17 protein-coding genes, 4 pseudogenes and 1 riboswitch are annotated in these 22,205 nt (G+C 59.1%); of the genes and pseudogenes, 8 read left to right on the forward strand and 13 right to left on the reverse strand.

What is annotated here, in order from left to right; genetic code table 11:
- Window positions 1-578: 578 nt before the first annotated feature.
- Both ACVIGA_RS27680 and ACVIGA_RS27685 read left to right on the forward strand, forming a co-directional pair.
- Window positions 579-2,198, forward strand: a complete 1,620-nt coding sequence (locus ACVIGA_RS27680; protein ID WP_456668663.1) for a hypothetical protein — start codon at window positions 579-581, stop codon at window positions 2,196-2,198.
- Between the two features lie 168 nt (window positions 2,199-2,366).
- Window positions 2,367-2,612 carry a hypothetical protein gene (locus ACVIGA_RS27685; RefSeq protein WP_224924204.1) on the forward strand — a complete coding sequence of 82 codons (246 nt, stop codon included), beginning with the start codon at window positions 2,367-2,369 and terminating at the stop codon, window positions 2,610-2,612.
- A 324-nt stretch (window positions 2,613-2,936) separates the two neighbouring features.
- Here the strand turns inward: ACVIGA_RS27685 and ACVIGA_RS27690 are convergent.
- From ACVIGA_RS27690 to ACVIGA_RS27700, 3 genes and pseudogenes are all read right to left on the reverse strand, one after another.
- Window positions 2,937-3,464, reverse strand: a pseudogene (locus tag ACVIGA_RS27690) (IS630 family transposase); the annotation flags it as partial.
- 234 nt (window positions 3,465-3,698) lie between these two features.
- Window positions 3,699-4,418, reverse strand: coding sequence for a hypothetical protein (locus ACVIGA_RS27695; RefSeq protein ID WP_166106206.1), 720 nt, complete (start codon window positions 4,416-4,418; stop codon window positions 3,699-3,701).
- A 59-nt stretch (window positions 4,419-4,477) separates the two neighbouring features.
- Entirely contained in the window at window positions 4,478-5,227 is a 750-nt protein-coding gene (locus ACVIGA_RS27700; protein WP_166104787.1) for a P-loop NTPase family protein, read from the reverse strand.
- A 1,019-nt stretch (window positions 5,228-6,246) separates the two neighbouring features.
- On the opposite strand from ACVIGA_RS27700, the gene ACVIGA_RS27705 reads away from it, so the two are divergent.
- Window positions 6,247-6,486, forward strand: coding sequence for a hypothetical protein (locus tag ACVIGA_RS27705; RefSeq protein ID WP_456668664.1), 240 nt, complete (start codon window positions 6,247-6,249; stop codon window positions 6,484-6,486).
- Window positions 6,483-6,908, forward strand: a complete 426-nt coding sequence (locus ACVIGA_RS27710; RefSeq protein ID WP_173643916.1) for a hypothetical protein — start codon at window positions 6,483-6,485, stop codon at window positions 6,906-6,908. The genes ACVIGA_RS27705 and ACVIGA_RS27710 overlap by 4 nt, the downstream gene beginning before the upstream one ends.
- 1,149 nt (window positions 6,909-8,057) lie before the next feature.
- On the opposite strand, the gene ACVIGA_RS27715 is transcribed toward ACVIGA_RS27710, so the two are convergent.
- The 8 genes from ACVIGA_RS27715 to ACVIGA_RS27750 all read right to left on the reverse strand — a co-directional run bounded on the left by ACVIGA_RS27715 (window position 8,058) and on the right by ACVIGA_RS27750 (window position 13,341).
- Complete coding sequence (locus ACVIGA_RS27715) at window positions 8,058-8,462, reverse strand: tetratricopeptide repeat protein (RefSeq protein WP_231168601.1); 405 nt, start codon at window positions 8,460-8,462, stop codon at window positions 8,058-8,060.
- A 208-nt stretch (window positions 8,463-8,670) separates the two neighbouring features.
- Window positions 8,671-10,788, reverse strand: coding sequence for a type III secretion system export apparatus subunit SctV (gene sctV / locus ACVIGA_RS27720; protein WP_456668665.1), 2,118 nt, complete (start codon window positions 10,786-10,788; stop codon window positions 8,671-8,673).
- 8 nt (window positions 10,789-10,796) lie between these two features.
- Entirely contained in the window at window positions 10,797-11,222 is a 426-nt protein-coding gene (gene sctY / locus ACVIGA_RS27725) for a type III secretion apparatus assembly chaperone SctY (protein WP_173643918.1), read from the reverse strand.
- Window positions 11,223-11,224: 2 nt separating this feature from the next.
- Window positions 11,225-11,761: a hypothetical protein gene (locus ACVIGA_RS27730; protein ID WP_176396263.1), complete on the reverse strand. Its 537-nt coding sequence runs from the start codon at window positions 11,759-11,761 to the stop codon at window positions 11,225-11,227.
- A gap of 33 nt (window positions 11,762-11,794) precedes the next feature.
- Complete coding sequence (locus ACVIGA_RS27735) at window positions 11,795-12,193, reverse strand: SctD/MshK family protein (RefSeq protein WP_456668666.1); 399 nt, start codon at window positions 12,191-12,193, stop codon at window positions 11,795-11,797.
- On the reverse strand, window positions 12,177-12,689 hold the full coding sequence (locus tag ACVIGA_RS27740; protein WP_456668667.1) for a hypothetical protein: 513 nt from the start codon (window positions 12,687-12,689) through the stop codon (window positions 12,177-12,179). Before ACVIGA_RS27740 ends, ACVIGA_RS27735 begins: the two co-directional genes overlap by 17 nt.
- 118 nt (window positions 12,690-12,807) lie before the next feature.
- Entirely contained in the window at window positions 12,808-12,999 is a 192-nt protein-coding gene (locus ACVIGA_RS27745) for a hypothetical protein (RefSeq protein ID WP_014498042.1), read from the reverse strand.
- A 42-nt stretch (window positions 13,000-13,041) separates the two neighbouring features.
- On the reverse strand, window positions 13,042-13,341 hold the full coding sequence (locus ACVIGA_RS27750) for a hypothetical protein (protein ID WP_173643919.1): 300 nt from the start codon (window positions 13,339-13,341) through the stop codon (window positions 13,042-13,044).
- A gap of 938 nt (window positions 13,342-14,279) precedes the next feature.
- On the opposite strand from ACVIGA_RS27750, the gene ACVIGA_RS27755 reads away from it, so the two are divergent.
- On the forward strand, window positions 14,280-15,794 hold the full coding sequence (locus tag ACVIGA_RS27755; protein ID WP_456668668.1) for a DUF1521 domain-containing protein: 1,515 nt from the start codon (window positions 14,280-14,282) through the stop codon (window positions 15,792-15,794).
- A 724-nt stretch (window positions 15,795-16,518) separates the two neighbouring features.
- Here ACVIGA_RS27755 and ACVIGA_RS27760 read toward each other — a convergent pair.
- A pseudogene (locus tag ACVIGA_RS27760) lies at window positions 16,519-17,641 on the reverse strand (IS3 family transposase).
- 95 nt (window positions 17,642-17,736) lie between these two features.
- Window positions 17,737-17,934, reverse strand: coding sequence for a hypothetical protein (locus ACVIGA_RS27765; protein ID WP_166071913.1), 198 nt, complete (start codon window positions 17,932-17,934; stop codon window positions 17,737-17,739).
- 680 nt (window positions 17,935-18,614) lie between these two features.
- Window positions 18,615-18,828, forward strand: a riboswitch (cobalamin riboswitch).
- 104 nt (window positions 18,829-18,932) lie between these two features.
- Here ACVIGA_RS27765 and ACVIGA_RS27770 point away from each other — a divergent pair.
- From ACVIGA_RS27770 to ACVIGA_RS27780, 3 genes and pseudogenes are all read left to right on the forward strand, one after another.
- Window positions 18,933-19,523: pseudogene (locus ACVIGA_RS27770) on the forward strand (ribonucleotide reductase N-terminal alpha domain-containing protein); the annotation flags it as partial.
- A gap of 25 nt (window positions 19,524-19,548) precedes the next feature.
- Window positions 19,549-20,741 (forward strand): annotated as a pseudogene (locus tag ACVIGA_RS27775) (ribonucleoside-diphosphate reductase subunit alpha).
- Window positions 20,742-20,857: 116 nt separating this feature from the next.
- Complete coding sequence (locus ACVIGA_RS27780) at window positions 20,858-21,931, forward strand: ribonucleotide-diphosphate reductase subunit beta (protein WP_456668669.1); 1,074 nt, start codon at window positions 20,858-20,860, stop codon at window positions 21,929-21,931.
- Window positions 21,932-22,205: the final 274 nt, after the last annotated feature.

The raw sequence follows: 22,205 nt of genomic DNA on the forward strand, positions 1-22,205 counted from the left end.
GGGAATAAGATGAGCACCCGCAACTCGATCGAGTAAGCGGCACGCGCCGAGCTCGAGCTGCGAGCAGATCGTAAAATGGCATTTAAAATAGTGTTGAACGAGAGAAGATCGGCGGCTGACGCCGTCCGCGTCGCAATGCCGATTTAGCAGCTTGAATCTAGCGTTGCGTCAGGTTGTAACCTCGCAGAGGCGTAAAGACAAAGGCGCGCTTGGCAGGCGTCTACGATTTATTGGCGATAATGATCGGGCAGGATGGCTCACTATTTGCCGATGTTCTCGCTTGGGCGACGGGCAGGAAAATCGGCTGCATCCTCGGCGGGACGACGCCGTTCTGTTATTGTCGATCGGGGTGGAAAGAACGAAGTCGCGATATTGCGTGAGACGATAGAATGCTACGGACAGGAGTGACAACAGCTGCAACCGTGTGTCTCGTCGCAGCGACAGCGAGCTGAGTGAAGAGCCGGGAGCTTGCAAGGAGATGCTCCAATTGCATAGGTGGCATTGCCAGCCAGAGGCGATGATCGGTCACATTGAGCGCGTGGCCGCACGGTGCGCCGTGGTGAAAGCTCGGAGGTCGTATGTCCGCTGAAGCTAACCTGACGACGGCGCTAAGCGAAATTGATCGTGCTCGTGACATCGTTGAATTCTCAACCGTAGTGGTCGCGCGCGACAAGCAGCTCCGCAAGGAAGACCAACTGGTGTTTCTGCAGAAAGCGGCCGTTGAGTTTCAATCTAGATTCCTGCCAAGCTTCGAGGACAGCATCCGTGCCGAAAGATCGTGGGGCTATGCCACGACGTGCAACGCGGTGAGTCGAAAAGCCGGAGGTCAGCCGGGGCGGGACGCTTGCGAAAAGATCGCTTCTCGTGTGTCGCAGATTGACCATGCTCTGATGGCGAAAATCGGAATCAGGGCGCTATCTATCTTTGCAGCGTCATTCGGCCGGCACTCCAGAAGCTCGGAATGTCACTATGGAGCGATCCGAATAGCTAGGCTTTGTCGCGAGGAAAGCAGGTCGCTTCAAGAGCTGAACAATCTGAGCCTGGCAGCGCTGATAAACGGTTTCAGCAAATGGCCAGAAGAGGCCGACTGTCGCCAGGCCGCCGTCGCAATCGCGGGTGAGGTTATTCGCCGTGCGAACCGCCACCACCAGCTCTCTGGCTTTACACAGCAAGGGTTGGTGAGTCTGGTCAACGGTTTCAGCAAATGGCCGGAAGAAGTGACCTCGCGCCAAGCTGCGGCCGCGCTGGCACTTGAAATCGTGCGCCGTCCCGGTCGGCTCCGCGCTTTTGCGCAGCAGGGATTGGCCATCCTGGTGAACGGTTTCAGCAAGTGGCCAGATGAGCGGCCCTACGGTCAAGTTACAGTCGCGATCGCGGGTGAAGTCCTCGGACGTGCCGCCCGGTTTCGTGAGTTTAGCGAGCAGGATCTGGCGAATTTGGTGAATGGCTTCAGTAAATGGCCAGATGACGCGGTCTCTGGTCAGGCGACAGTCGCGATCGCAAGTGAACTCCTGCGCCGTGCCACCCAGCTTCCTCATTATACCCAACAAGGGCTGGCGAACCTGGTGAACGGATTTTGCAAATGGCCGGAAGATGCGGTCTGTCGTAAGGCTACAGTCGCGATCGCTGGGGAGGTTCTTCGCCGTGCTGCGCAACTCCGCGATCTTACGCAGCAGGGGTTGGCAAACCTGGTGAACGGTTTTAGCAAGTGGCCGGAGGAGCTGGCCGTTCGCCGCGCCGCGGTCGCACTCGCTCGTGAGGTCTTGCGCCGTGCTAGCCAGTTAGACGATTTTTCGCAGCAGGGGCTGGCGAATCTAGTGAACGGCTTCAGCAATTGGCCGGAGGAGCTGCCGTGCGCTCAAGTGACCGTTATGCTCGCGGGCGAGGTGCTTCGCCGCACCGAGCGCGGGACCGGGCTCTCAGATTTCTCTGGCCAGGACCTCAGGGGGATAGTGATCGGTTTCAACAGATGGCCGCGAGAGAGCGCCGCTCGCCAAGCCACGATCGCAGTCATCAATGAGGTCCTTGGCCGCGGTATCCGGCTCTTTGACTTTACCAAGCCGGATTCGGAGAATCTGCTGGATGGCTTCAGTAAATGGCCGCAAGACGCTGCCCGCCACGAGGCGATAGCGGAGATCATCAGGCAGCTGAAACTTACGCAAACTGGAGCAGCGCAGCTCCGTACTGAGGAGAAGTAGTCCCAGCAGCCGAGGTAACCGAGCAAAGAAATCTCCCGGTTGCGCTGTTCAATGCGTATCATGCAGCGACTCCGCGACACAACGAATCGACGCGGCGAGCTCCTAATGATGTGATCGGGAGCGTCACATCACACAGAAGTGAGTAAACAATCAGAAGGGACGCAATTGTTGATCGAGGCTGAAAAGGATGTCGTCGACCACATGCTCTCATCATTGACGACCAGCTTGTTGCAGAACCGTATCGTACCCTCCATCGAACAGGTCATGCATCATTTCGGGATCGCCTGCGAGAGTGCGGGACTGATCGCGACCGAAGAGGCGGCAATCCGGATATTGAAGCGCGTCTCACGCGAGATCAGCAACGCGCAGTCGGTGCTTGAGTTCATCGGTCGCGGTGCGGATCGACTGCAGTGACTGGACCTTAAGAAGCACCTATCGCATCGCTGCAGATGCTCAATTGTTGACCTGAACACGCGTGCGATCATGACTCGGGTCATGGGCGTTTGGCGGCCTCTATCTGTGACGCCATGAGCGATGTTGGAAGATCGATCCTCGCGGCTGATGCCAAGCGAGACGGCAGTTCATCATCCAAGAAGACATAGGATAGCTTTTGTTGATTACGTCGAGGGCAGGTGCCGCCTCGTGGTAGGGGTCAGCAACGTTACAGCGGATGAGCTTTGGGTTTTTCAAGAGCTGCGGCAGGTCGCTTCGGCATGCGGTTCCTGTCGCTAGAGCGTTTCACATTTTGACTGAAGCATAACCGGCGTTTGCGAAGCAGTTCGCGCATTCGCGAGGCTGGATGTCCTGAACGAGGTGACCGATTTGGCGCCAAGTGTCTTCGACGGTGCGCCTCTGAGCCTGCCGCATCCAGTGTTTGATCTTGGAGAAGGCCTGTTCGATCGGGTTGAGGTCGGGCGAGTATCGCGGCAGGTACCAGGGCCTGGCGCCAGCAGCCTGGATCATCTGCCTGACAGCTTTCGACTTGTGGCTTCCGAGCTTGTCGAGAATGACGATGTCGCCTTCGCGCAGGGTTGGCAGGAGAAGGTGCTTCACATAGGCGCAGAAGCATTCGCCGTTGACCGGGCCGTCGAAGACGCAGGGTGCCGTGAGTTGGTCATGGCGGAGCGCGCCGAGGAATGTGAGGGTACGCCAGTGACCGTGCGGGGCGAAGCCGCGCAGGCGTGCGCCCTTGGGGCCCTAGCCCCGCAAAGGGGCCATGTTGGTCTTGATCCAAGTCTCATCGATGAAGACGAGCCGGCCCGGATCAAGTCCGGCCTAGCTGTGAAGCACCACTTGATGGAAGAGCCGTCGATACGTCTGGCTCCTCGCAACGTCAGCTGGTCACTGATCTTTCCGAGAGCCGGCGTGTCCGGATCGGCCGTTCGGCGTAAGCGCTGCCGATCACGATAAAACGGAGTGCTCTCGACTCGGCGATCCCGGCAATGAATCTGGTAGTTGCATACGTTCATCTCTAATCGAAATGGACGGCGAGACAGAACCTCACGTGGCCCTTGTGCTCCTTAGGCTCGCGATGTTCGTCGCCCGAGATCGATAGGGGCCCCGCAGGATCATACTGGATTCCAGATCGCGAAACATAGTGTAATTTCCGCGGATCCACTGATGTAGTTCGGTAGACCAGTCCTTCTCGTTGCGCAGATACCCGGTGAATGAGAAGCTAAGTCGGTCGATATATCTCTTGAGAAACGGCGGCAGCGCGGCAATCCGAAGTACCCGCTCGCCATCCATCGCTCCAGGTAATTCTCCGCGGAGCACAAATTCATTGTGCACAGTGACTAGCGCCGGCGTCGGAATCCTTTGCCGCAGCATTTCATAACTTCGCATGGAGATGCGGTCAGTGCCAGCGACGAACAAGATGATAGGGGCGACATAGCAGCGCGCCGTCTCTTTGATGAAGCCAATCTCCTCGCACATCTTGAAGAACTCGTCGAAGGCATGAAAGCCGAGGTCGATCACCTTGGCTACCCGATCGTGGATGATCAGTGGGTCCATCAGCTGCATCTTGCCGTAAGTATCAATCACATCTGCGGTCTCCGTGATGTTGGGAAGGTAATCGAGCAATGACGGCTCCTTCAGATTGACATCAAACGACAACGCGGTGCCATGTTTCAGCAGCAAGAACTCGCTTACGAGGCGAGCGATGAGGGTTTTGCCGACCTGCGGGCTAGGAGAGCAGATGATGTAGAGTGGGGTCGCTAACATAGCCAGCAGATCAATGTTGTTTGGTACGTGGCTCAACCCGGAGCGCGCCGAGAATCGAATTACTTCTCGCCAGCCTGGGTGGCTGACCTGGCGCCGGCCAGCTCCGTCAAGTTGATACGGTCAAATTCCCTCCAGACATTTGCCAGCCAGTGCCGGACATAACCGCGCAGCACGAAGGAGTTGTTCGCTGGCTCATCGTTCCGCCCCTTGTTTGCGACGAAGTCCACGAATGGGACGGAAGCGACTTCGACCTGCTCATAGGCCATCTCGTTGAGTTTCGGTATGGTCAACTCGGTCGCATGCTTGATGCGGTGAAAATAGGAGTTGTAGGTCGATTGGTCCCACTGAAAGAACTGAGTGTCGTTGATGAAGTTCTTGACCAGATAGTACTTTGCGCCGCTCATGAAGGTCGCGGTCTCAGCGATCTCGTCCAGAGAAGCGATGGATGATCCCAAGATATGGAATACGGCAAAGGTGATCTGGCCGGACCGCGCCGAATCCAAAAAGCCGATGTCGCGCAAGGAGGCCAGTGCTGAGGACAATAAGCCGGCGCGAGCATCGATGACGGTGACGGATAGCCCTGCATTTAGGGTATCGAAAATCTTCATCTGGTCCGCGGTGGTCGTCATATCGACGATCTCGGTGATCTCGGGATAGAAGCGCTTCAGCGTTCCCCGCGGCGACTCCGTGTCGAATGCGCGTGTTTGCACCTTATTGACGCTGAAGTAGTCCAGAAGCGTTCGTGATACGGTCGTCTTTCCGACTCCTCCCTTGTCCGCACCCACCACGATCACAACTGGCTTCACCATGAAAATCTCCTGAGACACTCGCTGTTGCCGCGCGCGAAGTACGCGCTCGGCGAGCCTCTGCTTTGGACGCGAACATGGCAGAAAGAAGGGGCAATGGCATCTTTGATGCGGGAGCCGCGCAACTGATGAATATTCTGCAACAGCGAGCGGCAGAGGCCACTTGATTGCAGTGAGAATGTAGGTCGAGAACAGCAACTAATCACTCGTGATCGTACTCCACGAGAGGTTTGCGAGTAGCTGAAGGGAAGTTCTCGAGGAAACAACTGTGCGCGGGTGGTGATCATCGCGATTACCATTAGCTACTTGATGCTGCCGATTCTCGATCAGCATGAAATGACGGGAATCGCACGTGGCGTCAGATTCAAGCGTTGATCGAACTGATCGAGGCGGTGCTATGAGGTGGGCTTGCGTCGAGGCTGCGGAGCAGGACCGAACGCTGCCCAGAAAACTTTGATGAAAGTCGTCCTCTGTCTGCAGCTCGGCAGATTGGCAGTCGTTGCAAGGTGTGCCGTTCCGCAATTCGCAGGACTTCCCTAAGACGCGCCTTGTGGTTTTTCCTCATCCACCAAGTTGACAGGAACATGTCGCGATGCAGAGTAGGGCTAGGTCAGACGCATCCGCCGAACAGGCCGGCGCCGCCGCCTGCCGCAGCTTCAGCGATGACTGTTTCGGCGGATGTTATCCGGTCGGTGCCAGCCTTTCTTCGCGGGCCTGGACAGGAGGGCATCGGCCGAGCCACCTCAGCCGGGCTGGTCCGCAAGCCGCTGCTTGGGGGCTCGGCCCATTCCCCTGTGGGCTTCTCGGCCCAGTTGCCGTTCGTTAGCAGAGCTGGCGTCGCCGGCACGATGTGCGCAGCTCGACCCAGATGAATATTTGTCAGTGAGAGGCTTCATGGAGCTCAGCATCAAGCTGACTTTGGATTGTATGGTGTGCAGAGCCGCTCAGGCGGTGCGCGCCATCGAGTGGAGGGCACCAGGAGCGGCGCCTCGCACCTCGGTCGCCACGGAGCTCCATACTCAATGGCGATCGCCTTTCGTTACATCGGGGCCAAGTTCCGTCGCGCCAAGGAAGCCGACAAAGCGGGAGCCGCACACCGTTCGCAAGCAGCCGAGCAAAGCTGGACCGATTGCTCGACGGCTCTCGATGGGCGCACTGCGTGGTCAAGTGACTGCAAAACAAAACGCGGAGTTTACCTTCTTGGCAGCGCGCTCAACCGTGAGAACGTCACGAACACGACATTGCAGGTGAAATGGACGTGAACTCGGCAGCAACTGAGCAAGCATGGCGACTTGCGGCGCACGGCGGATCGCAGGGCAATGAGAGCGACGGTTTAGCTTTTCAGGCTCGCTGTGAGATTGATTTGGATGCGGATCTGTGCAAAGAGCCTATGAGGCTGCGCCGTCCAATAAAGCTGTCCGGCTCAGGCCGTCGTGCACGGCTGCTCGATTGCTGCGCGGTGCCATGGGTCGTGGCCGATGGCTCCATCCACCTCTCTCTACACCGCGATTGGCTTGGCAACGTTGCTCATCACAGCGAGACGGGAGCTGGCAAACATCGCTCTATCGTACACTCCGCCGAAATAATCCAGGACGAAGGTTCTAGAATGATTCAGATTGTCGGTAACGCGCCTGATGAGGTTGTCGAGAATTGCGGCGACTTCGCCAATGCGGTCGCTGTATGAGCGCGAATAACGTCAACGGCGTTCATTGAGTGAACCGCCTCGTCGGCAATCACTTTCTCTGAGCCAATAATGGAACGTGTCGTTTCCAAGTCCATCATAGAACGACTTTTCGGCAGCATAGGCGGGGCAAGTGCACATCTCATCAAATGCGATCATAACCATCAAGGAGAATTCGTCATTCAGGTGTGCACCGATCGGATCAAAATCATGCGATCGAGTGTCTCGATAGCGCGCGTAGCGCGTTTTCGGATCCGTTAGCGACAAGTTCAATGATGCGGATGAACCCATCGGTGTGACGTTCTTCGTCGGCGCCCAACTTGAAAAAACGCCTCAGCGTCATCTAATGTCCAGATTTCGGACCTGTAATTCTTGCCTCTGATGCGTGGCGTCATATTCTGTGTACAGATCAGGCCACAATTTGTTCCAACGTGCGCGTACAACCGATGGTTCGGCGGTGAGCATTGTAGACCATGGAACAATTCGTCTGGATTCCAGTTTCGGCGAACCGGCATGATCATCCGAGTGCTCCTGTCGTGGGCGGTGCGAGCGTCCCGGCGTACGCATGGTCTATAGTCCGAAAACCCGCAAAGCCTACTTACTACACGCAGAATGCGGGCGTCGCCTCCTTGTTCTGGCGGGGTGCAACGTCAGGCTGCGGATCTTCGCAACTTGAGCAGTGTGGAGGTGCCTTCAGTGAAGCGTCAGGCCGCGGCGTCAAATGGCATGCCGTTCCTGGTGTGGTTTGAACTCCATGCCGCCACCGGGTCCATTCCCGCGCGGGATGCTTGGTGTCAGTGATCAAAGAGTACCACGCGTTGTCGCCTTTGAAGAGCTCGCTCATGAGGCCTCCGGGCTCGGTTCGAAGAAGTCCAACGCTTTTGTTGCCCAGCTGATAGCTGAAATATCGCGCCTGTTCCGATCCGGCTTTCCTGCCGAAGCGAAACGCGATATCCGCCGTGCGTTGGGCTTTTTGGGAGATTGGATCTGAGTACCGCTGCGGATGCGTAGCGATATGCCCGATATCGTCCCGTACTTTCTCGGTTCCGAGCCCCGGTGGTTGAGATCTCAAAGTCCACCTTCGAGAACGAGCTAGTTAGAGGAGTTTTATGGCGACCAGGCAGCATCGGCGCTTCGCTGCTGTTCGCCAACTCATCTCGAGCGGGCCAACGCCTGCCGGCCGTCCGTTAGCGGCCGTGGGTCTGTGTTCCCGCTCTCCGTCTTGCTTTCAAGTGCGAGCGAGATTTTGAGGTTGTTACGCAACATCGCATTTGCGGGAGCTGTTTCAAGAGCTTGGCGGTATAGCGCTTGTGCCTCGCGATGGCGGCCCTCGTGGTCGAGCACAACACCCTTGGCATTCAGCGCGCGCAGGTCGCCAGGTACGACCAGTAAGAGCGCGTCGAGCACCTCAAGCGCATCATCTGGGGATCTGCGTCCCAGCAGGGCCCGAGCAAGAGGAATCGCCGCATCGACGTTGTCCGGTTGTTGCCTCAACGTGTCGCGTAAAGTCTGCTCGTCAGCATTCCGATCGATGGCGCGAACAATGCGCTCACGCATGGCAGGATCAATCTCCACGGCGCCTGCTGGATCTGATGTGGATGTCTGCTGCGGGGAGAGCGCCGACCGCTCCGAGCCGGCACAAGCTGATAGCAGCAATATGGCGAGAAGAGCTGGGCACGAGCCCGGACCAAAGGAGCACAAGCGCCGCCCGACGCTGATCGCATATGGAGTCATGGGCCATCTCGGGATAAGCGGCTGCGTTCTGTTAAGTCGGCGCGGTAAGAAGCCCGCCACGCTCCGAGCAAGCGGCCTTATCCTTGGCAGCCGGAAGCTTGACGGACCCAATCGGCTGGACGGTGAAATCTGAAGCGAGGTCCTGATAGGACAGAACGGGCAAATCGATTCCGTTGCGGGTGAGAAAGCCTCGTACAAAACGACGGATATCCATCGAACCGAGAATAATGGGTTGGCTCTGACTTCGAGCGATGGTCGAATGGATCTGACGGAATTGTGCAAGCAGCTTCTCGCTCTGCCAATCGTCCAAAACGAGGTATGGACCGACAGCGGTTTCGCGCACCGCGCCGCGGACAATATCCTCGGTCTCGCGCTCGATGATAAAGGCGGCCACAACCCGATGGGCATTGGCATAGCGAAAACAGATCTGCCGTTTCAAGGTGGCACGAACATATTCGGTGAGCAGGACCGCATTTTGCTCGCGTTCACTCCATTCTGCCAGGGCTTCCAGCAGTAGGCGGGTGTTGCGAATTGGAATGCCCTCATCGAGTAGGCGGCGCAGGACCTCGGCGATCCGAGGAACGGTGGTCGTACGCAGCACTTCCTTGACCAGATCAGCGTATTCCTGCTCCATTCGGCCAAGCAATTGGCGGGTTTCTTGAATGCCTACCAAGCGCTGTGCATAGCGTGTCAATGTGAAGTGGAGACGCAAGGCAAGAATTTCGCTCGGACGATGATATCCGATTCCCGCGGCTTTGAGGGCGGCCGCATGACCTTCTTCGATCCAGACCCGATTCGTCTCCGGCTCTTGTCGAAAGGGGATGCCGCTCAATTCGATGTTCGCCACATCGTCGTTGAGCGCGAGTTGCGTCGGATCGATTACATCCCGTTCCACCGGCACGCTGTCGACATCTACCCTGAACTGCGACTTGGACAGATGCTGATCGACCTGAGCCGGGATACGCGGGACCGTTATGCCAAGATCCGCCGATACCAGCGTCGAAACGCGCGCGATGCACTGTTCCAGCTCGTTCTTGTCGATTAAATACGTCAGGTCCGGCGCGAGGAATAGCGCGATCGGAAGTGCCTCCGCATGAACAGCTTGTTCCTGGGTCTGTGCTAGAGCCCGAGCGGAAGCGGCGGCATCTGCACTTGTCTTACCTGCCGTCTTGTCGCTTTTCGCCCCAACCCTGACATAGCTCGCTGCAGCGAAGAGCCCAGCTAGAATGACGAACGGCGGCAAAGGGAAGCCGGGAACGAGTCCCATCAAGAGCAAGACGCAAGCGGCTAAGCGAAGGGCTTGTGTGCTTGCCGTGAGTTGGTTGACAATATCGGCACCAAGTCTGAGCTTGGAAGGCCCGTTCACACGCGTGACGATGGTTGCGGCCGTGATCGACAGCAGCAGCGCCGGGATCTGCGAGATGAGCGCATCCCCTATTGTCAGCAGCGTATATTGGTGCAGCGCCTCATCGAGCGACATACCCTTGGACAGCAGGCCGATACTGATCCCACCCAGCATGTTGATGCAGATGACGATCAGGCCAGCGATCGCGTCGCCCTTGACAAACTTCATGGCACCATCCATGGCGCCATGAAGTTGGCTCTCTTGCTCCAGTGCCGCGCGCCGGCGACGCGCTTCGTGTTGATCGATATGGTTATTGCGCAGCTCCGCGTCTATCGCCATCTGTTTGCCCGGCAGCGCGTCGAGCGTGAAGCGCGCAGAAACCTCTGCGACGCGCTCGGCGCCTTTCGCAAGAACCATGAACTGCACCATGGTCACGATCAGGAATATGACGACTCCGACAGCGATATTCCCTGATATTACGAAGTCGCCAAAGGTGTGGATAATGCTGCCTGCGTCACCCTCCGCAAGAATAAGCCGCGTGGTTGCGATGGTCAGCGAGAGACGAAATACCGTCGAGATAAGGATGACGCCCGGCAACGAGGAAAAATCAAGCGCTGTGCTGAGATAGAGGGCAACCATCAGCAGCAATATGGCAAAGCCAAGATTGAAGCCGATCAGCATGTCAATCACGATGATCGGGATCGGCATGATCATCATGCCGATCGCCAGGAGCAGCATCAACGCGACCATAAAATCCGGATGAGCCGGCGCGCGCAGGATGAATTTACGCAAGGCGTTGGCCATGAAGGTCCCTATTTCTGTTTGATGAGAGCGGTGCTGCCGCGCAATGACACATAGCGTCGGAAGACATCGCGGGCCTCGGTCATGCGGCCTGCCTCCCGCAGCGCTTGACTGCGCAGGAGCGTCAAAGGCACGCGTGAAGACGGGTGAGCATCAACGGCGTCCAGCTGATCGAGCACCTCAAGTGCTTCGTCACCAAGGCCCTCCGAGATGAGGGTGTAGGCCAGAATTCGGAGCAGATCGACATCCTGGGAATGTTCGCGGGCTGCGATTCGTAGCAGGGCCAGACTTTGTGCGCTCTGCCCGCACGCGAGGTGGACATAGGAGAGGGCGCAGAGCAGGTCACGCTCCGGCCCGGAGATCAGCAGGATATCGCCGGACTTGGAAACGTCCGGGGCCGAGGTGCGCGCATCCTGCACTCGATCCGATTCGATCATGGCTAGCCCTTGATCAAGCTGTTCTGATTTTGCCGGAGCAGAAGGAACCGCCGCAGTTCTTGCTGCAGGATCGCCAAGCATTCGCCGGCCGTCTTGTCGTCTGGCGTTGATTCCAGCGTTTGCGTTAAGCGCTCCAGAAGAGCACCATGCCTGTCTGCGCGCAGCACGTCCGGATGACGCAGGCGTGGAATGACGAAGGAGAGCAGGCCTTGTGACAGATTGTGGCCATAAAGTGACGCAAGTACAGCGCGGGGGTCGATTTCATTTGCGCCAGCAGCCCTCTCGAAGAGAGTGACGCGCGAGATTGCATCGATCGGGCCGACCTCGAGCGCGGCTTCGCTCGCAGGATCAATTGTCAGATCCTGAGCGGATGCGTCTCGCCACGACGCCTGTTTCGTGGCGCCATCTGCATGAGCGCCCTCGACTTCGATGTGGTCGGCTTTCGGGGGGGGCGGGCCGTTGACCGATGCATGCTCCCCCGCGTCATACCCCTGCGACAAGGGGCCGGACCCTACAGGGTGCTGGGGCAGTCGGGCCATAGGCTTCTCCTTTCTTCCTGCAGGGCGAAAACATTAATAGGGAAGTGCAGCGAAGCGGCCGTTCCGACTGAGCAGCACTCGTCCATCCTCGATTCGATCGACGGTCCATCCATTGCTCAGCAGCGCTCCCACGAAATACTTCTGGCCGCCGATAAGAAGATAACGTTCGCTTCCGCGCCAAACCGCTTGGACCGAGATTGAGGGCGGCGCCTTTTCGTCCTTGACGGTGACCGCGTTCACAAGGGCAGGAGTTCCGTTGGTTTGATGATCAAACCATTGCTGGATTTCCTGCCATTTTGCGCCAAGGGCTGGGGTCACGGTTCCTTCCGCGGTCACGACGCCGTGCCCCGAACCGACCTTGATATTAAGAAGGCCTCCTCGTTCAACCTCCTGCCGCAGCAATTCGGCAGTTGCATCAGCGGCCCTTCGCATCCAGACGATTGATGGCTGGTTTGGCGGCAATGTCGGCCACAGGCGATGCGTCTGTGCTCGGCGGCACTGCGTTATCGTCAGGGGCGAATATGGGCGAGACGGCGCCGATCGCCATGGAGCTGAGCAAGACGAGGCTGAGCACTACGATCCAGATAAAAGAGCGGCTGCTTGAGCCACCTTGCGGCAAATCTTGCGTCGACCAGCGAATGGACATGGCGCCGACATGAACGACGGCAGGAAGAGGAACACTAACGCGCTCGCCTGGGGGCATATTCTCGCGGCCGTCCAGTCTGATATTGGCTGCAAGGGCCTCGATCTCGATCGAATTGGTATGCGGGGTGATGCGAAGGTGGCGCGGTTCGAGCCCTTGTTCAAAGAAGATCAGATCGGCATCGAGGCCGCTGCCGATGAGGCTGGCCCCAATAGCGGTTTTGCCCCTAAGCCCGGCATAGAGTCCCGATAAGACCTCAAACTCGAGAGAAATCGATTCGCTCACGGATCATCTCCTGAATAACGAGACAAGCCGTACGGCAGTTCGCCGTACGGCTCTTGCAGAGTTCGTCATTCACTGCGCGGACACGGTAGCGACTCGGTGAGCCAACCGCCTTGCAGATTTACTGGACGCGTTCGTCGGCGACCTTCTTCTCGGAAGAGAGCTCGGTCGTAATTCTGCGCATCGCCACGGCCTGGGCCTGAACTTTTTGGCTAACACGCTCGAACTCAGCCATCTGGTTCTGGAAACCGGCATCCTGGGTCTGCTGAGTAGCAGGAGCGGCACCGTTACCGCCAACACTATTAACCGCCATGTCTATTCACCTTTCTTTGTCGTGTGTCGTAGTTGTGGCCTGCTACGTCGGGCGGGCCGACGATACGATGGCAGGAATAGAAAGAAAGACGTGCTCGCCCCCCAGACTGCTCAGGCCCAGCTCTGCGTTCTTGCCGAGACCATCGGTCTTGGGCTGTACGTTGCTCGTTTCAGCGTTCTTGTTGTCGGCAGCTTTGTCGGGGTGACTATCTTCGGACCCCAGCTTGTGGATCACCTTTCCAAAGGCGTGATCAAGGGCCCCGCCCACGGCGGAACCAATCGCAGCTCCGGCAGGTCCGCCCAACCGTCCGCCGGCAGCGCTTCCGATCATTTCTCCAATCATCGACTTCTCCTATGCTCGTCTTGTTACGCTCAATAGGCGACTCCTCGCCTACAGTTCAGCGGCCTCATGCTAGGAGCGCTACCTTTCGAGAAGCTGACGAGTCTCGCGTTCCAGAACATTGGGGCGGCACTTTGCAGAAGCTCATCACCTGCTGACAGCTTGCAAGCTTCATTTGCCTCCCTGGCCGCGCGTATGATCAGCCTGACGCCGAGCCGATATCGGCGCGGCGAACGTCCCTGCGCGTCAGGCGCAATTCGTTGGTCTGGTGAAGCTTGCAGCGAAGCTCTGACGGGTGTGCGTGGTCCGGCGATCAGGCCCGGTCGCTGGGCCTACGGCCGGGTTGTTGCGTTTGTCGGTGAGAGCTGCTGCGGAGACTGGTGGTGTGATCGCCGGCACTTAGAGATTGCATCGATAGCGCCCAACGGGGGGGGGGGGGGGGGGGGGGGGGCTGGTCCGACGGGGCGACTGGCGGCTTCGCGGTGAGACCTCGTCGCTTATTGAGGCCTCGCAAGGAGCAGGGCCTACTCAGTGTAGCTGACATCGGACAGTCGATCGTCGGGTGCGAGACTGCATGTTACCGGTGATCGGCGAGCGTGGATATTCCCTAAAGGTGGTCTGTCGTGGAAGGCGGCTGCGAGCAATCATGCGATCCCCAGCCCGTGTCTGCTGACGAGGGCTGTGATGTTCAGTCGATGGTTTGTTGTCGTCAGCTTTTCGACAGGTACTGCTGGTACAGTCTTGGAACTTGGATGCGTGCGACATGCTCGTGCCAAACCGACGAGAGGAGGGGGGGGGCTCATCAGGGTTGCCGGCGCCGGCAGCGAGAAGCATCCATTCGCTCCCCATCGGGCAGGAGTGCGTTCTAAAATGGTTCCTAGTTGATTGAGCGCAACGCTCGCAATTTTACCGCTTTCTTCGATGCAACAGGAGTGAACTAAATGGCGTATCTTCCCGTGGCCGGTCTCCCCGTGGTCGGCGCACTCGATTCGACGGTGAATGGAGTGGGGTCTGACGGGGTGGTTGCCAGCCCCGCTTTCGGCGCGCTGTTGGGGCAGTATGCCCCAACAGGTGCCTACCAGTACCTGCCGGCAGGTGCTGCCGTCGTTGTCGCTCCGGTGGTCGTCACTCCAGTTGTGGCTGCTCCCATGTACATGATGGCGCCGCCGCCTCCTCCTTCCATGCTGTTGAGCCAGCAAAGTTCGGGTTTAGAGCCTTCCGTCGATCCGGTATGGACGCATGAGGTCAAGGATGGTAAGGCCACGATCAACCTCGGCGACAAATATACGATCACGGCCGATGAGAAGGATGGCACCTGGACCGTTCGCAACAACCAGACAGGCCATGTCACGAAGATCCATGGAGATCCCCATGTTGACGCGGACGGGGATGGCAAGGATGACTTCGACTTCAAGAAAGATATGACCTTCCAGCTCGACGATGGGACCAAGATTACCGTCAATAATGTCGACTACGGTAATGGTGAGACCATCTCCTCAAAGTTGACCATTACGAATGGTCACAACGCGATGGTTGTGGAGGGGCTCGGCGACGACAAGGATGGCAAAAACAATCTGAGGGTGACCCAGTCCAATGCCGGCATGACTCTTGATGAGCTGACACCCGATGGTGCCCAGGCGATCCATGAGAGCGGCCAAGGCTGGGTCGATGGCGCCGGCGGCGTGGTGAATCAGGCGAGTATCGATGCCGGCGAACAGGGTCGCGCGCCGGGCAGCTACCAGTCTGCAAGCGCAGCGCCTGCCACTGCAACACCCGTGTTCTTCGTTCCTCCTCCACCGCCACCTCTTGCGATGGTTCCGCTTGCCGTCGCTCAGGCGCCAGCGCCGTCATCTCAGCCAGCGCCGTCATCTCAGCCAGCGCCAGTGTGGTCGCACGAGGTCAAGGACGGCAAGGCGACGATCAACCTTGGTGATAAGTATACGATCACAGCCGATGAGAAGGACGGCACCTGGACCGTTAGAAACAACCAGACCGGCCATGTCTCGAGGATCCACGGCGATCCTCACGTCGATGCTAATGGCGACGGCAAGGACGATTTCGACTTCAAGAAAGGTATGACCTTCCAGCTCGACGACGGCACGAAGATCACGGTGGACACGGTCGATTATGGCAAAGGAAAAACCATCTCCTCGAAGCTCACCATCACCAACGGCGACAATGCCATGGTTGTGGAGGGGCTCGGTGACGACAAGGATGGGAAGAACAATCTGAAGGTCACGCAGTCTAATGCTGGGCGGACGCTTGATCAGCTGACGTCCGATGGCGCTCAGACAATCCATGAGACAACTCAGGGGTGGGTTGACAACTCCGGACGCAAGGTGACGCAGGCGGTGATCAACCACAATGAGAACCCGGATGCGCCACCGGATTTCAAGACGATGATGCGCGAGAGCATGTTCCAGCGCATTTTCCATCGCCATGCACAGCCGGCATGAGGCCCGATCCCGGGGCGTGTCGGAAACTCGTGGAAGCGGGCGCTAGCGCCCGCCTTTCATTTTCGCCAAACGGCCGCGAGAAGGGCAGCTTGGCGATCTATCGATTCAGGATCGACGGTAACAGTCAGATTGTCTCGGCAATCGCAGCCTTCGCCCCGACAAACGGGCGGAGGGCCTCCAGGCCCGGCTACGCGGCCAGAATTGCTGTGGCGCGTTCCCGCCCGTTGTCGGCGATGGAGGCGCTGCACAGGAACGGTGCTCTCAGGTTTGTCTGCATGTCAAAGTCATGCCGACGCAAGCGTCGCAGTGAAAATCCCGTCAAGATCGCAAATTGGATTGAGGGCTGCCTCGACGGCGCGATCTACCGTCGGCTCAAAAGCACAAGCCCTGCCTCGCGTTGAGCTCTGCCTGTCTTTAGCCTCCGAAGCCGGGCGTGAACCCTTGCGCCCCCCGAACATCCATCAGCTTCTCAGGAAGCCGGAGGCGCTATGGGCTTTGAGCATCGCCATTCCCGTCAAAGTAAGCTGCTAGGGACGTTAAAAGGAAATCGCAGCAGCCCGCCGCCAAAAAGATCCCGGTGCATTCGGATTCGCGGGACCCGCTCGCAGCTCGGATCTGAGATCATTGAATGCGCATCTAACTGGTGGCACGTGCCAAGTTTCACTTGGTACGTCTTCGATTCGATCACTACGCGTGATCTGCTGCCGGTTTGATGGACACCCGGTTAAGCTAATCCCACCTTGCGCTCGAACTTAAGCGGGCTGAGATCGCCGATGGTCGAGTGCCTGCGGGTCGTGTTGTAAAATCGTTCGATGTAGTCGAACACATCGGCGCGTGCCTCATCTCTGGTTCGATAAATCTTGTTGGCCGTACGCTCGGTCTTGAGCGAGGAGAAGAAGCTCTCCAGCTCATGCTGCAAACGATGCCGTGGTCGGCCATCAGGCGCTGGAACTGCTCGCTGGTGTACTGGCTGCCCTGGTCGGAGTGATGCAACAGTGCATCCGGCTTGCCGCGCCGCCAGACGGCCATCAACAATGCGTCCGTCACGAGCTGTGCCGTCATGGCGGCACTCATCGACCAGCCCACCACGCGGCGTGAGAACAGGTCGATCACCGCTGCGACATAGAGCCAGCCTTCGGCCGTCCAGAGATAGGTGAAGTCGGCGATCCACTTCTGGTTCGGCCGCTCGGCGGCGAACTGCCGGTCAAGGAGGTTCGCCGGTACGGTCTCGAGCTGTCGATCGCCGCTGTCCTTCGGCAAGCGCCGACGTCGCGGCCGCGCCCGCAAGCCTTGCAGGCGCATCAGCCGCTCAATCCGGTGCAGGCCCCAATCCGCCCCGTCGGCGAGCAGGTCACGCCACACCCGGCGTGCGTCATAGGTGCGGTCGCTGGCGGCGAAGCTGGCCTTGACCTTGCCGCCGAGCTCCTCGTCGCTGCGGGATCTGGTGCTGGGAGAGCGATTCAGCCAGGCATGGAAGCCCGACCGCGACACTCCCAGCGCATCGCATAGCCATGCCACCGGCCAGATCGTCCGGTGCTTCGCGACGAAGGCGAACTTCATGTCGCTTCCTTCGCGAAGTAGGCTGCGGCCTTTTTTAGGATATCCCACTCGGCCTTCAGCTTGGCGACCTCACGGCGCAGCCGCTCGATCTCCTGCTGCTCCGGCTTCATCTGCCCGTAGCCGGGAAAGGCTTGCGCCGGGTCGGAGCCCAACTCCTTCACCCATTTGCGGAGAACATTCTCATGAACATCCAGGTCACGGCCGGCTTGCGCCACCGACACCCCACGGTCCCGCACCAGCTTGACCGCCTCGACCTTGAACTCGCGGCTGAACTTCCGTCTTTTCATCGCCACCTCCGGCTTCATGAAACACCTAATCTCGGTGTCCATCAAACCGGCAGCAGCTCAGCGGGCTGTATCTCTATGTGGCGCCGAGCATCGGCTCACCCATCATCAAGCTCGCTCATGGCCTCATCCATATCCGACTGGGAATCGCTTATGACTTGCGTGGCGACGGAAACGAGAGCCTTTTCGAATGCTCGGCGCAGTAGCGCTGCACGCGTGTCATCGCCGCCGCTCTCGGCGGTGTCGGAGGGGGCGCCAACCTGCGGCGCTGTTGCATTAATATCGGCTGCGTTCATGTCGTAACACCCGGATAGCGGCGTCGCCGCGAGATGACCTATCCGCTTCATGCTAGCAGGGACAGCTTGCGAAAAGCTGACTAAGATCGAGCCTCCTTGGCGGCTTCATCCATGACCACGCAAGTGAGGACAACCGTTGTGCCGGCACGGTCATTACTGCGATCGGAGCTCTGGTAAATCATGGCGCCAAAACACTTGGCCACGTCAGCAAGCGCGACGGCGACTGTTGCGCGTTGAAGGCTCAGTGGTACCACAAGCATTTGTGGAGCTATCGCGCTCGATCTGGCGCGCGCGGCAAGCCACCGAGATCGCACGATCATGGCAGGGACGCACCTCACGCCAGTTCCACAAGAAGAGCAACACCTTGCTGGCGCAGCTCGATCGCATTCTCGACCGCTTTGAATTGCAAGCCAAACGTCGCGCGTCACGAGATTATCCCTCGCCAGCATCGCCCAGAACCTTCGCCGAACGGATTCCTATCCAACGCGGACTCGCATAGGCACCCGTCATCGCGACGGAGCATCGAAATCAAAATGCTGCCACTCTTTTCACGGAATGGGCCGAAGCAGGGGGGGCATTTGCTCGAACACAGCGTTGCGGGCCCGGACCCGGAGCGGACGTGGCGTCCTGCGTCTCGACTCCCCTGCCACAAGCCTTGACGAATCTCGACGCGCGGCGTCTGTATGTAGATCTGCCACGGTCTTCCATTCTGCATCTAGTAGGGTGGAAGCTAAGAGAGAACCCGGTGCGCCGGTAACGGCTATTCCGGGGCTGCCCCCGCAACTGTAAGCGGCGAGCGGTTGTCATAATGGTCACTGGCCGCGACAGCACCGGGAAGGCCGACAGCCGCAGCGACCCGCGAGCCAGGAGACCTGCCGCGACAGAATAGAACGTCCTCGGGCGGGGTGCCCCGTGCGTCGCTTGCAGCCTGGGACGTTTGACCCGTCTCCTCGCAAGTCGTGCGCGTGGCTTCACCCCCTAACATCGCGGGGTTGCCGATGTCGCCGTCTTACGATTTCAATCAGCATGGTCATCTAATTGAGTGGCCGAGTGTGCGGCCGTGGCCGGCGCGGCCAAAGTCTGCCGCGCCTCAGCGGTGTGTTGTGCCGCCGCCGTCATCGCCTCCGCTGCCGCGGCCTCTCGCGCCATTGCCAAAGCCGTCCGATCTCACGCTCGATCGATCGCGCGACGGCCTGCTGACCGCGTTCGGCAAGCTAACGCTGACCGATCGTTATCTGCTCGTCGGCGAAAGCGTCCAGGACATGTTCGCGCGGGTGTCCTGTGCCTTCGCGGACGATGTTGCGCACGCCCAACGTCTCTATGACGCGATGTCTCGGCTGTGGTTCATGCCAGCCACGCCGGTGCTGTCCAATGGCGGCACCACGCGCGGCCTGCAAATCTCGTGCTTCCTTAACTCGGTGTCGGACGCGCTCGAAGGCATCGTTGGCACCTGGGACGAAAACGTGTGGCTTGCCTCCAACGGGGGCGGTATCGGTACGTACTGGGGCAATGTTCGCTCGATCGGAGAGAAGGTGAAGGGCGGCGTCAGCTCAGGCGTCATCCCGTTCATCCACGTCATGGACGGCCTGACGCTGGCGATCAAGCCAGGGCTCGTTGCGGCGCGGCTCGGCGGCGGTCTATCTCGATATCCAGCATCCCGAGATCGAGGAGTTTCTCGAGATCCGCAAGGCGTCCGGCGACTTCAACCGCAAGAGCCTCAACCTGCATCACGGCATCAACCTCACCGACGAGTTCATGCGTGCCGTGGGCGCCGGCACCGCGTTCGCTCTGCGCAGCCCGAAGACGAACGAGGTCGTCCGCGAGATCGACGCGCGACAGCTATGGCAACGCATTCTTGAGAACCGGTTGCAGACAGGCGAGCCTTATCTCTTGTTCATCGACACTGTGAATCGCGCGTTTCCCAAGCACCAGCGCGAGCTCGGTCTCAAGGTCTCGACCTCCAACCTGTGCAGCGAGAGACCGGCATCGACCATCGCGGCGAGGAGCGCACCGCGGTGTGCTGTCTGTCATCGCTCAACCTCGAGACTTGGGACCAATGGAATGAGGAACCCGGCTTCATCGAGGACGTCATGCGCTTCCTCGACAACGTGCTCACCCACTTCATCACGACGGCGCCGGAGGGTATGAAGCGGGCCCGCTACGCCGCCCTGCGCGAGCGGTCGGTCGGACTTGGCGTCATGGGCTTCCACTCGTTCCTCCAGGCGAATGGCATTCCAATGGTGAGTGGCTTGGCGAAATCATTCAATCTAAAGATGTTTCGGAAGATCCGGGGTGATGCCGACGCGGCATCCGTCGCCCTTGCTCGCGAGCGTGGCCCGTGCCCGGACGCCCTGGAACGTGGCGTGATGGAGCGCTTCAGCCAGAAGATCGCGATCGCGCCGACTGCTTCGATCAGCATCATCTGCGGCGGCACCAGCGCATGCATCGAGCCGATCCCGGCCAACATCTACACCCACAAGACGTTGTCTGGTGCCATCTCGGTACGTAATCCTCATCTGACCAGGGTACTGATCGCCAAGGGCGCCGACACCCCGGTGACCTGGCAGTCGATCATTGCGCAGGAGGGTTCGGTCGCCCATCTCGACATTCTGTCGGAACACGAGAAAGCGGTGTTTCGCACCGCCTTCGAGGTCGACCAGCGCTGGATCGTCGAGCTTGCAGGCGACCGGGCCGCATTCATCTGCCAGAGTCAGTCAATCAACCTCTATCTGCCGGCCGAGGTCGATAAGTGGGATCTCCACATGCTGCACTGGACGGCGTGGAAGCGTGGGGTGAAGAGCCTTTAGTACTGCCGTTCAAAATCGATCTCGCGCGCGGCGTTCGCCGGCAAGATCGTCGACGATGACGAGGCCGCGCCGCGGCAGCCGCCTGCGCAGCGCACCGATTATGAGGAGTGCCTCGCATGTCAATGATCGATCTCTCGTCTGTCGATCCGCGCACGCTGATCGGCAAGGGACGCGTTGGTCTCCTTGACTCGATGGGCAGCTATGACGTTGATCGCTACGCTTGGGCCTACGAGTTCTGGAAGCGTCAGCAGCAGACGCATTGGATGGCCGAGGAGGTGCCGCTCGGCAACGACCTCAAGGACTGGGCGTCGTACCGCGTCACCGCCAGCGAGCGCGCGCTGCTCACCCAGATCTTTCGCTTCTTTACTCAGTCGGACATCGAGGTCGGTGACAATTATCTCAAGCGATACATCCCGATTTTCCAGCCGCTCACCGTCCAGATGATGATGGCGGCCTTCACGAACATGGAGACGGTCCACATCGACGCCTATGCGCTGCTGCTCAAGACGCTCGGCTTGCCCAAGACCGAGTTCGAGGCATTTCGCAGCTATGCGCAAATGCGCGCCAAGGCGGACTACATGCACGAGTTCGGCGTTGACACCGTGGCCGATGTCGCGCGCACCCTGGCTATGTTCGGCGCCTTTACCGAAGGCATGGCGTTGTTCGCGAGCTTCGCTATGCTGCTCAATTTTCCGCGCCACAACAAGATGAACGGCATGGGACAGATCGTAAGCTGGTCGGTGCGCGACGAGAGTCTCCACTGCGAGGGCGTCATCAAGCTGTTTCACGAATGGCACCGCGAGACCGGCGCCGTGACGCGCTCGGTCCGTGACGACATCGTCGATGTCGCCAGAACGATGGTAAAGCTGGAGGAGAACTTCGTCGATCTCGCCTTTGGCCTGGGCAAGATCGAGGGCATGCGCCCTGAGCAGATCCACGCCTACGTCCGTTTTGTCGCCGACTGGCGACTGACCCAACTCCGGATTGCCCCGGTTTTCGGCTTCTTCAAGGCCGAGGAGGATGGGTTCACGCAGCTCAAACCGCATCCGCTGCCTTGGCTCGTCGAGATTCTCAATGGCGTCGAGCACGCCAATTTCTTCGAGCAGCGCGCCACGGAGTACTCCAAGGCGGCGAGCCGAGGCAGCTGGGACGGCGAGGACGGGGTGTGGGCGGCTTTCGGCCGTATGTAGGCAGCCGGAACAGCATGCGTCCGTTCATACATCTTGGAGGTTCGCGGAAGTCCTCTGCTGCGGCTTCCGGCGGCACAGCGGACCTCAAGCGGCATCATCCACGCCGCTCGAAAATCATAATGGGGAACACCCGCCCACGGGGCTGATGTACGAAAGTGAAGTCTGATCTTGTGCTGAGTTGCTTCGGTGCGGCAGACTTCGAAAAGGCGATCACAATCGTTGCAATTTGCAGATTGGCGAGACGTCCGTCCCGCATACGGAACTCGGAAAGGTC

Source organism: Bradyrhizobium sp. USDA 3240, from assembly GCF_054063295.1.

What these genes read in the sequence shown, in the direction of transcription:
- ACVIGA_RS27695 (WP_166106206.1), bottom strand. Translation starts at nt 4,418, where the DNA reads ATGTTAGCGACCCCACTCTACATCATCTGCTCTCCTAGCCCGCAGGTC.
- ACVIGA_RS27765 (WP_166071913.1), bottom strand. Translation starts at nt 17,934, where the DNA reads ATGAACGCAGCCGATATTAATGCAACAGCGCCGCAGGTTGGCGCCCCC.
- sctV (WP_456668665.1), bottom strand. Translation starts at nt 10,788, where the DNA reads ATGGCCAACGCCTTGCGTAAATTCATCCTGCGCGCGCCGGCTCATCCG.
- ACVIGA_RS27730 (WP_176396263.1), bottom strand. Translation starts at nt 11,761, where the DNA reads ATGGCCCGACTGCCCCAGCACCCTGTAGGGTCCGGCCCCTTGTCGCAG.
- ACVIGA_RS27735 (WP_456668666.1), bottom strand. Translation starts at nt 12,193, where the DNA reads ATGCGAAGGGCCGCTGATGCAACTGCCGAATTGCTGCGGCAGGAGGTT.
- ACVIGA_RS27715 (WP_231168601.1), bottom strand. Translation starts at nt 8,462, where the DNA reads ATGCGTGAGCGCATTGTTCGCGCCATCGATCGGAATGCTGACGAGCAG.
- ACVIGA_RS27755 (WP_456668668.1), top strand. Translation starts at nt 14,280, where the DNA reads ATGGCGTATCTTCCCGTGGCCGGTCTCCCCGTGGTCGGCGCACTCGAT.
- ACVIGA_RS27680 (WP_456668663.1), top strand. Translation starts at nt 579, where the DNA reads ATGTCCGCTGAAGCTAACCTGACGACGGCGCTAAGCGAAATTGATCGT.
- ACVIGA_RS27745 (WP_014498042.1), bottom strand. Translation starts at nt 12,999, where the DNA reads ATGGCGGTTAATAGTGTTGGCGGTAACGGTGCCGCTCCTGCTACTCAG.
- ACVIGA_RS27705 (WP_456668664.1), top strand. Translation starts at nt 6,247, where the DNA reads ATGGCGATCGCCTTTCGTTACATCGGGGCCAAGTTCCGTCGCGCCAAG.
- ACVIGA_RS27780 (WP_456668669.1), top strand. Translation starts at nt 20,858, where the DNA reads ATGTCAATGATCGATCTCTCGTCTGTCGATCCGCGCACGCTGATCGGC.
- ACVIGA_RS27700 (WP_166104787.1), bottom strand. Translation starts at nt 5,227, where the DNA reads ATGGTGAAGCCAGTTGTGATCGTGGTGGGTGCGGACAAGGGAGGAGTC.
- ACVIGA_RS27750 (WP_173643919.1), bottom strand. Translation starts at nt 13,341, where the DNA reads ATGATTGGAGAAATGATCGGAAGCGCTGCCGGCGGACGGTTGGGCGGA.
- sctY (WP_173643918.1), bottom strand. Translation starts at nt 11,222, where the DNA reads ATGATCGAATCGGATCGAGTGCAGGATGCGCGCACCTCGGCCCCGGAC.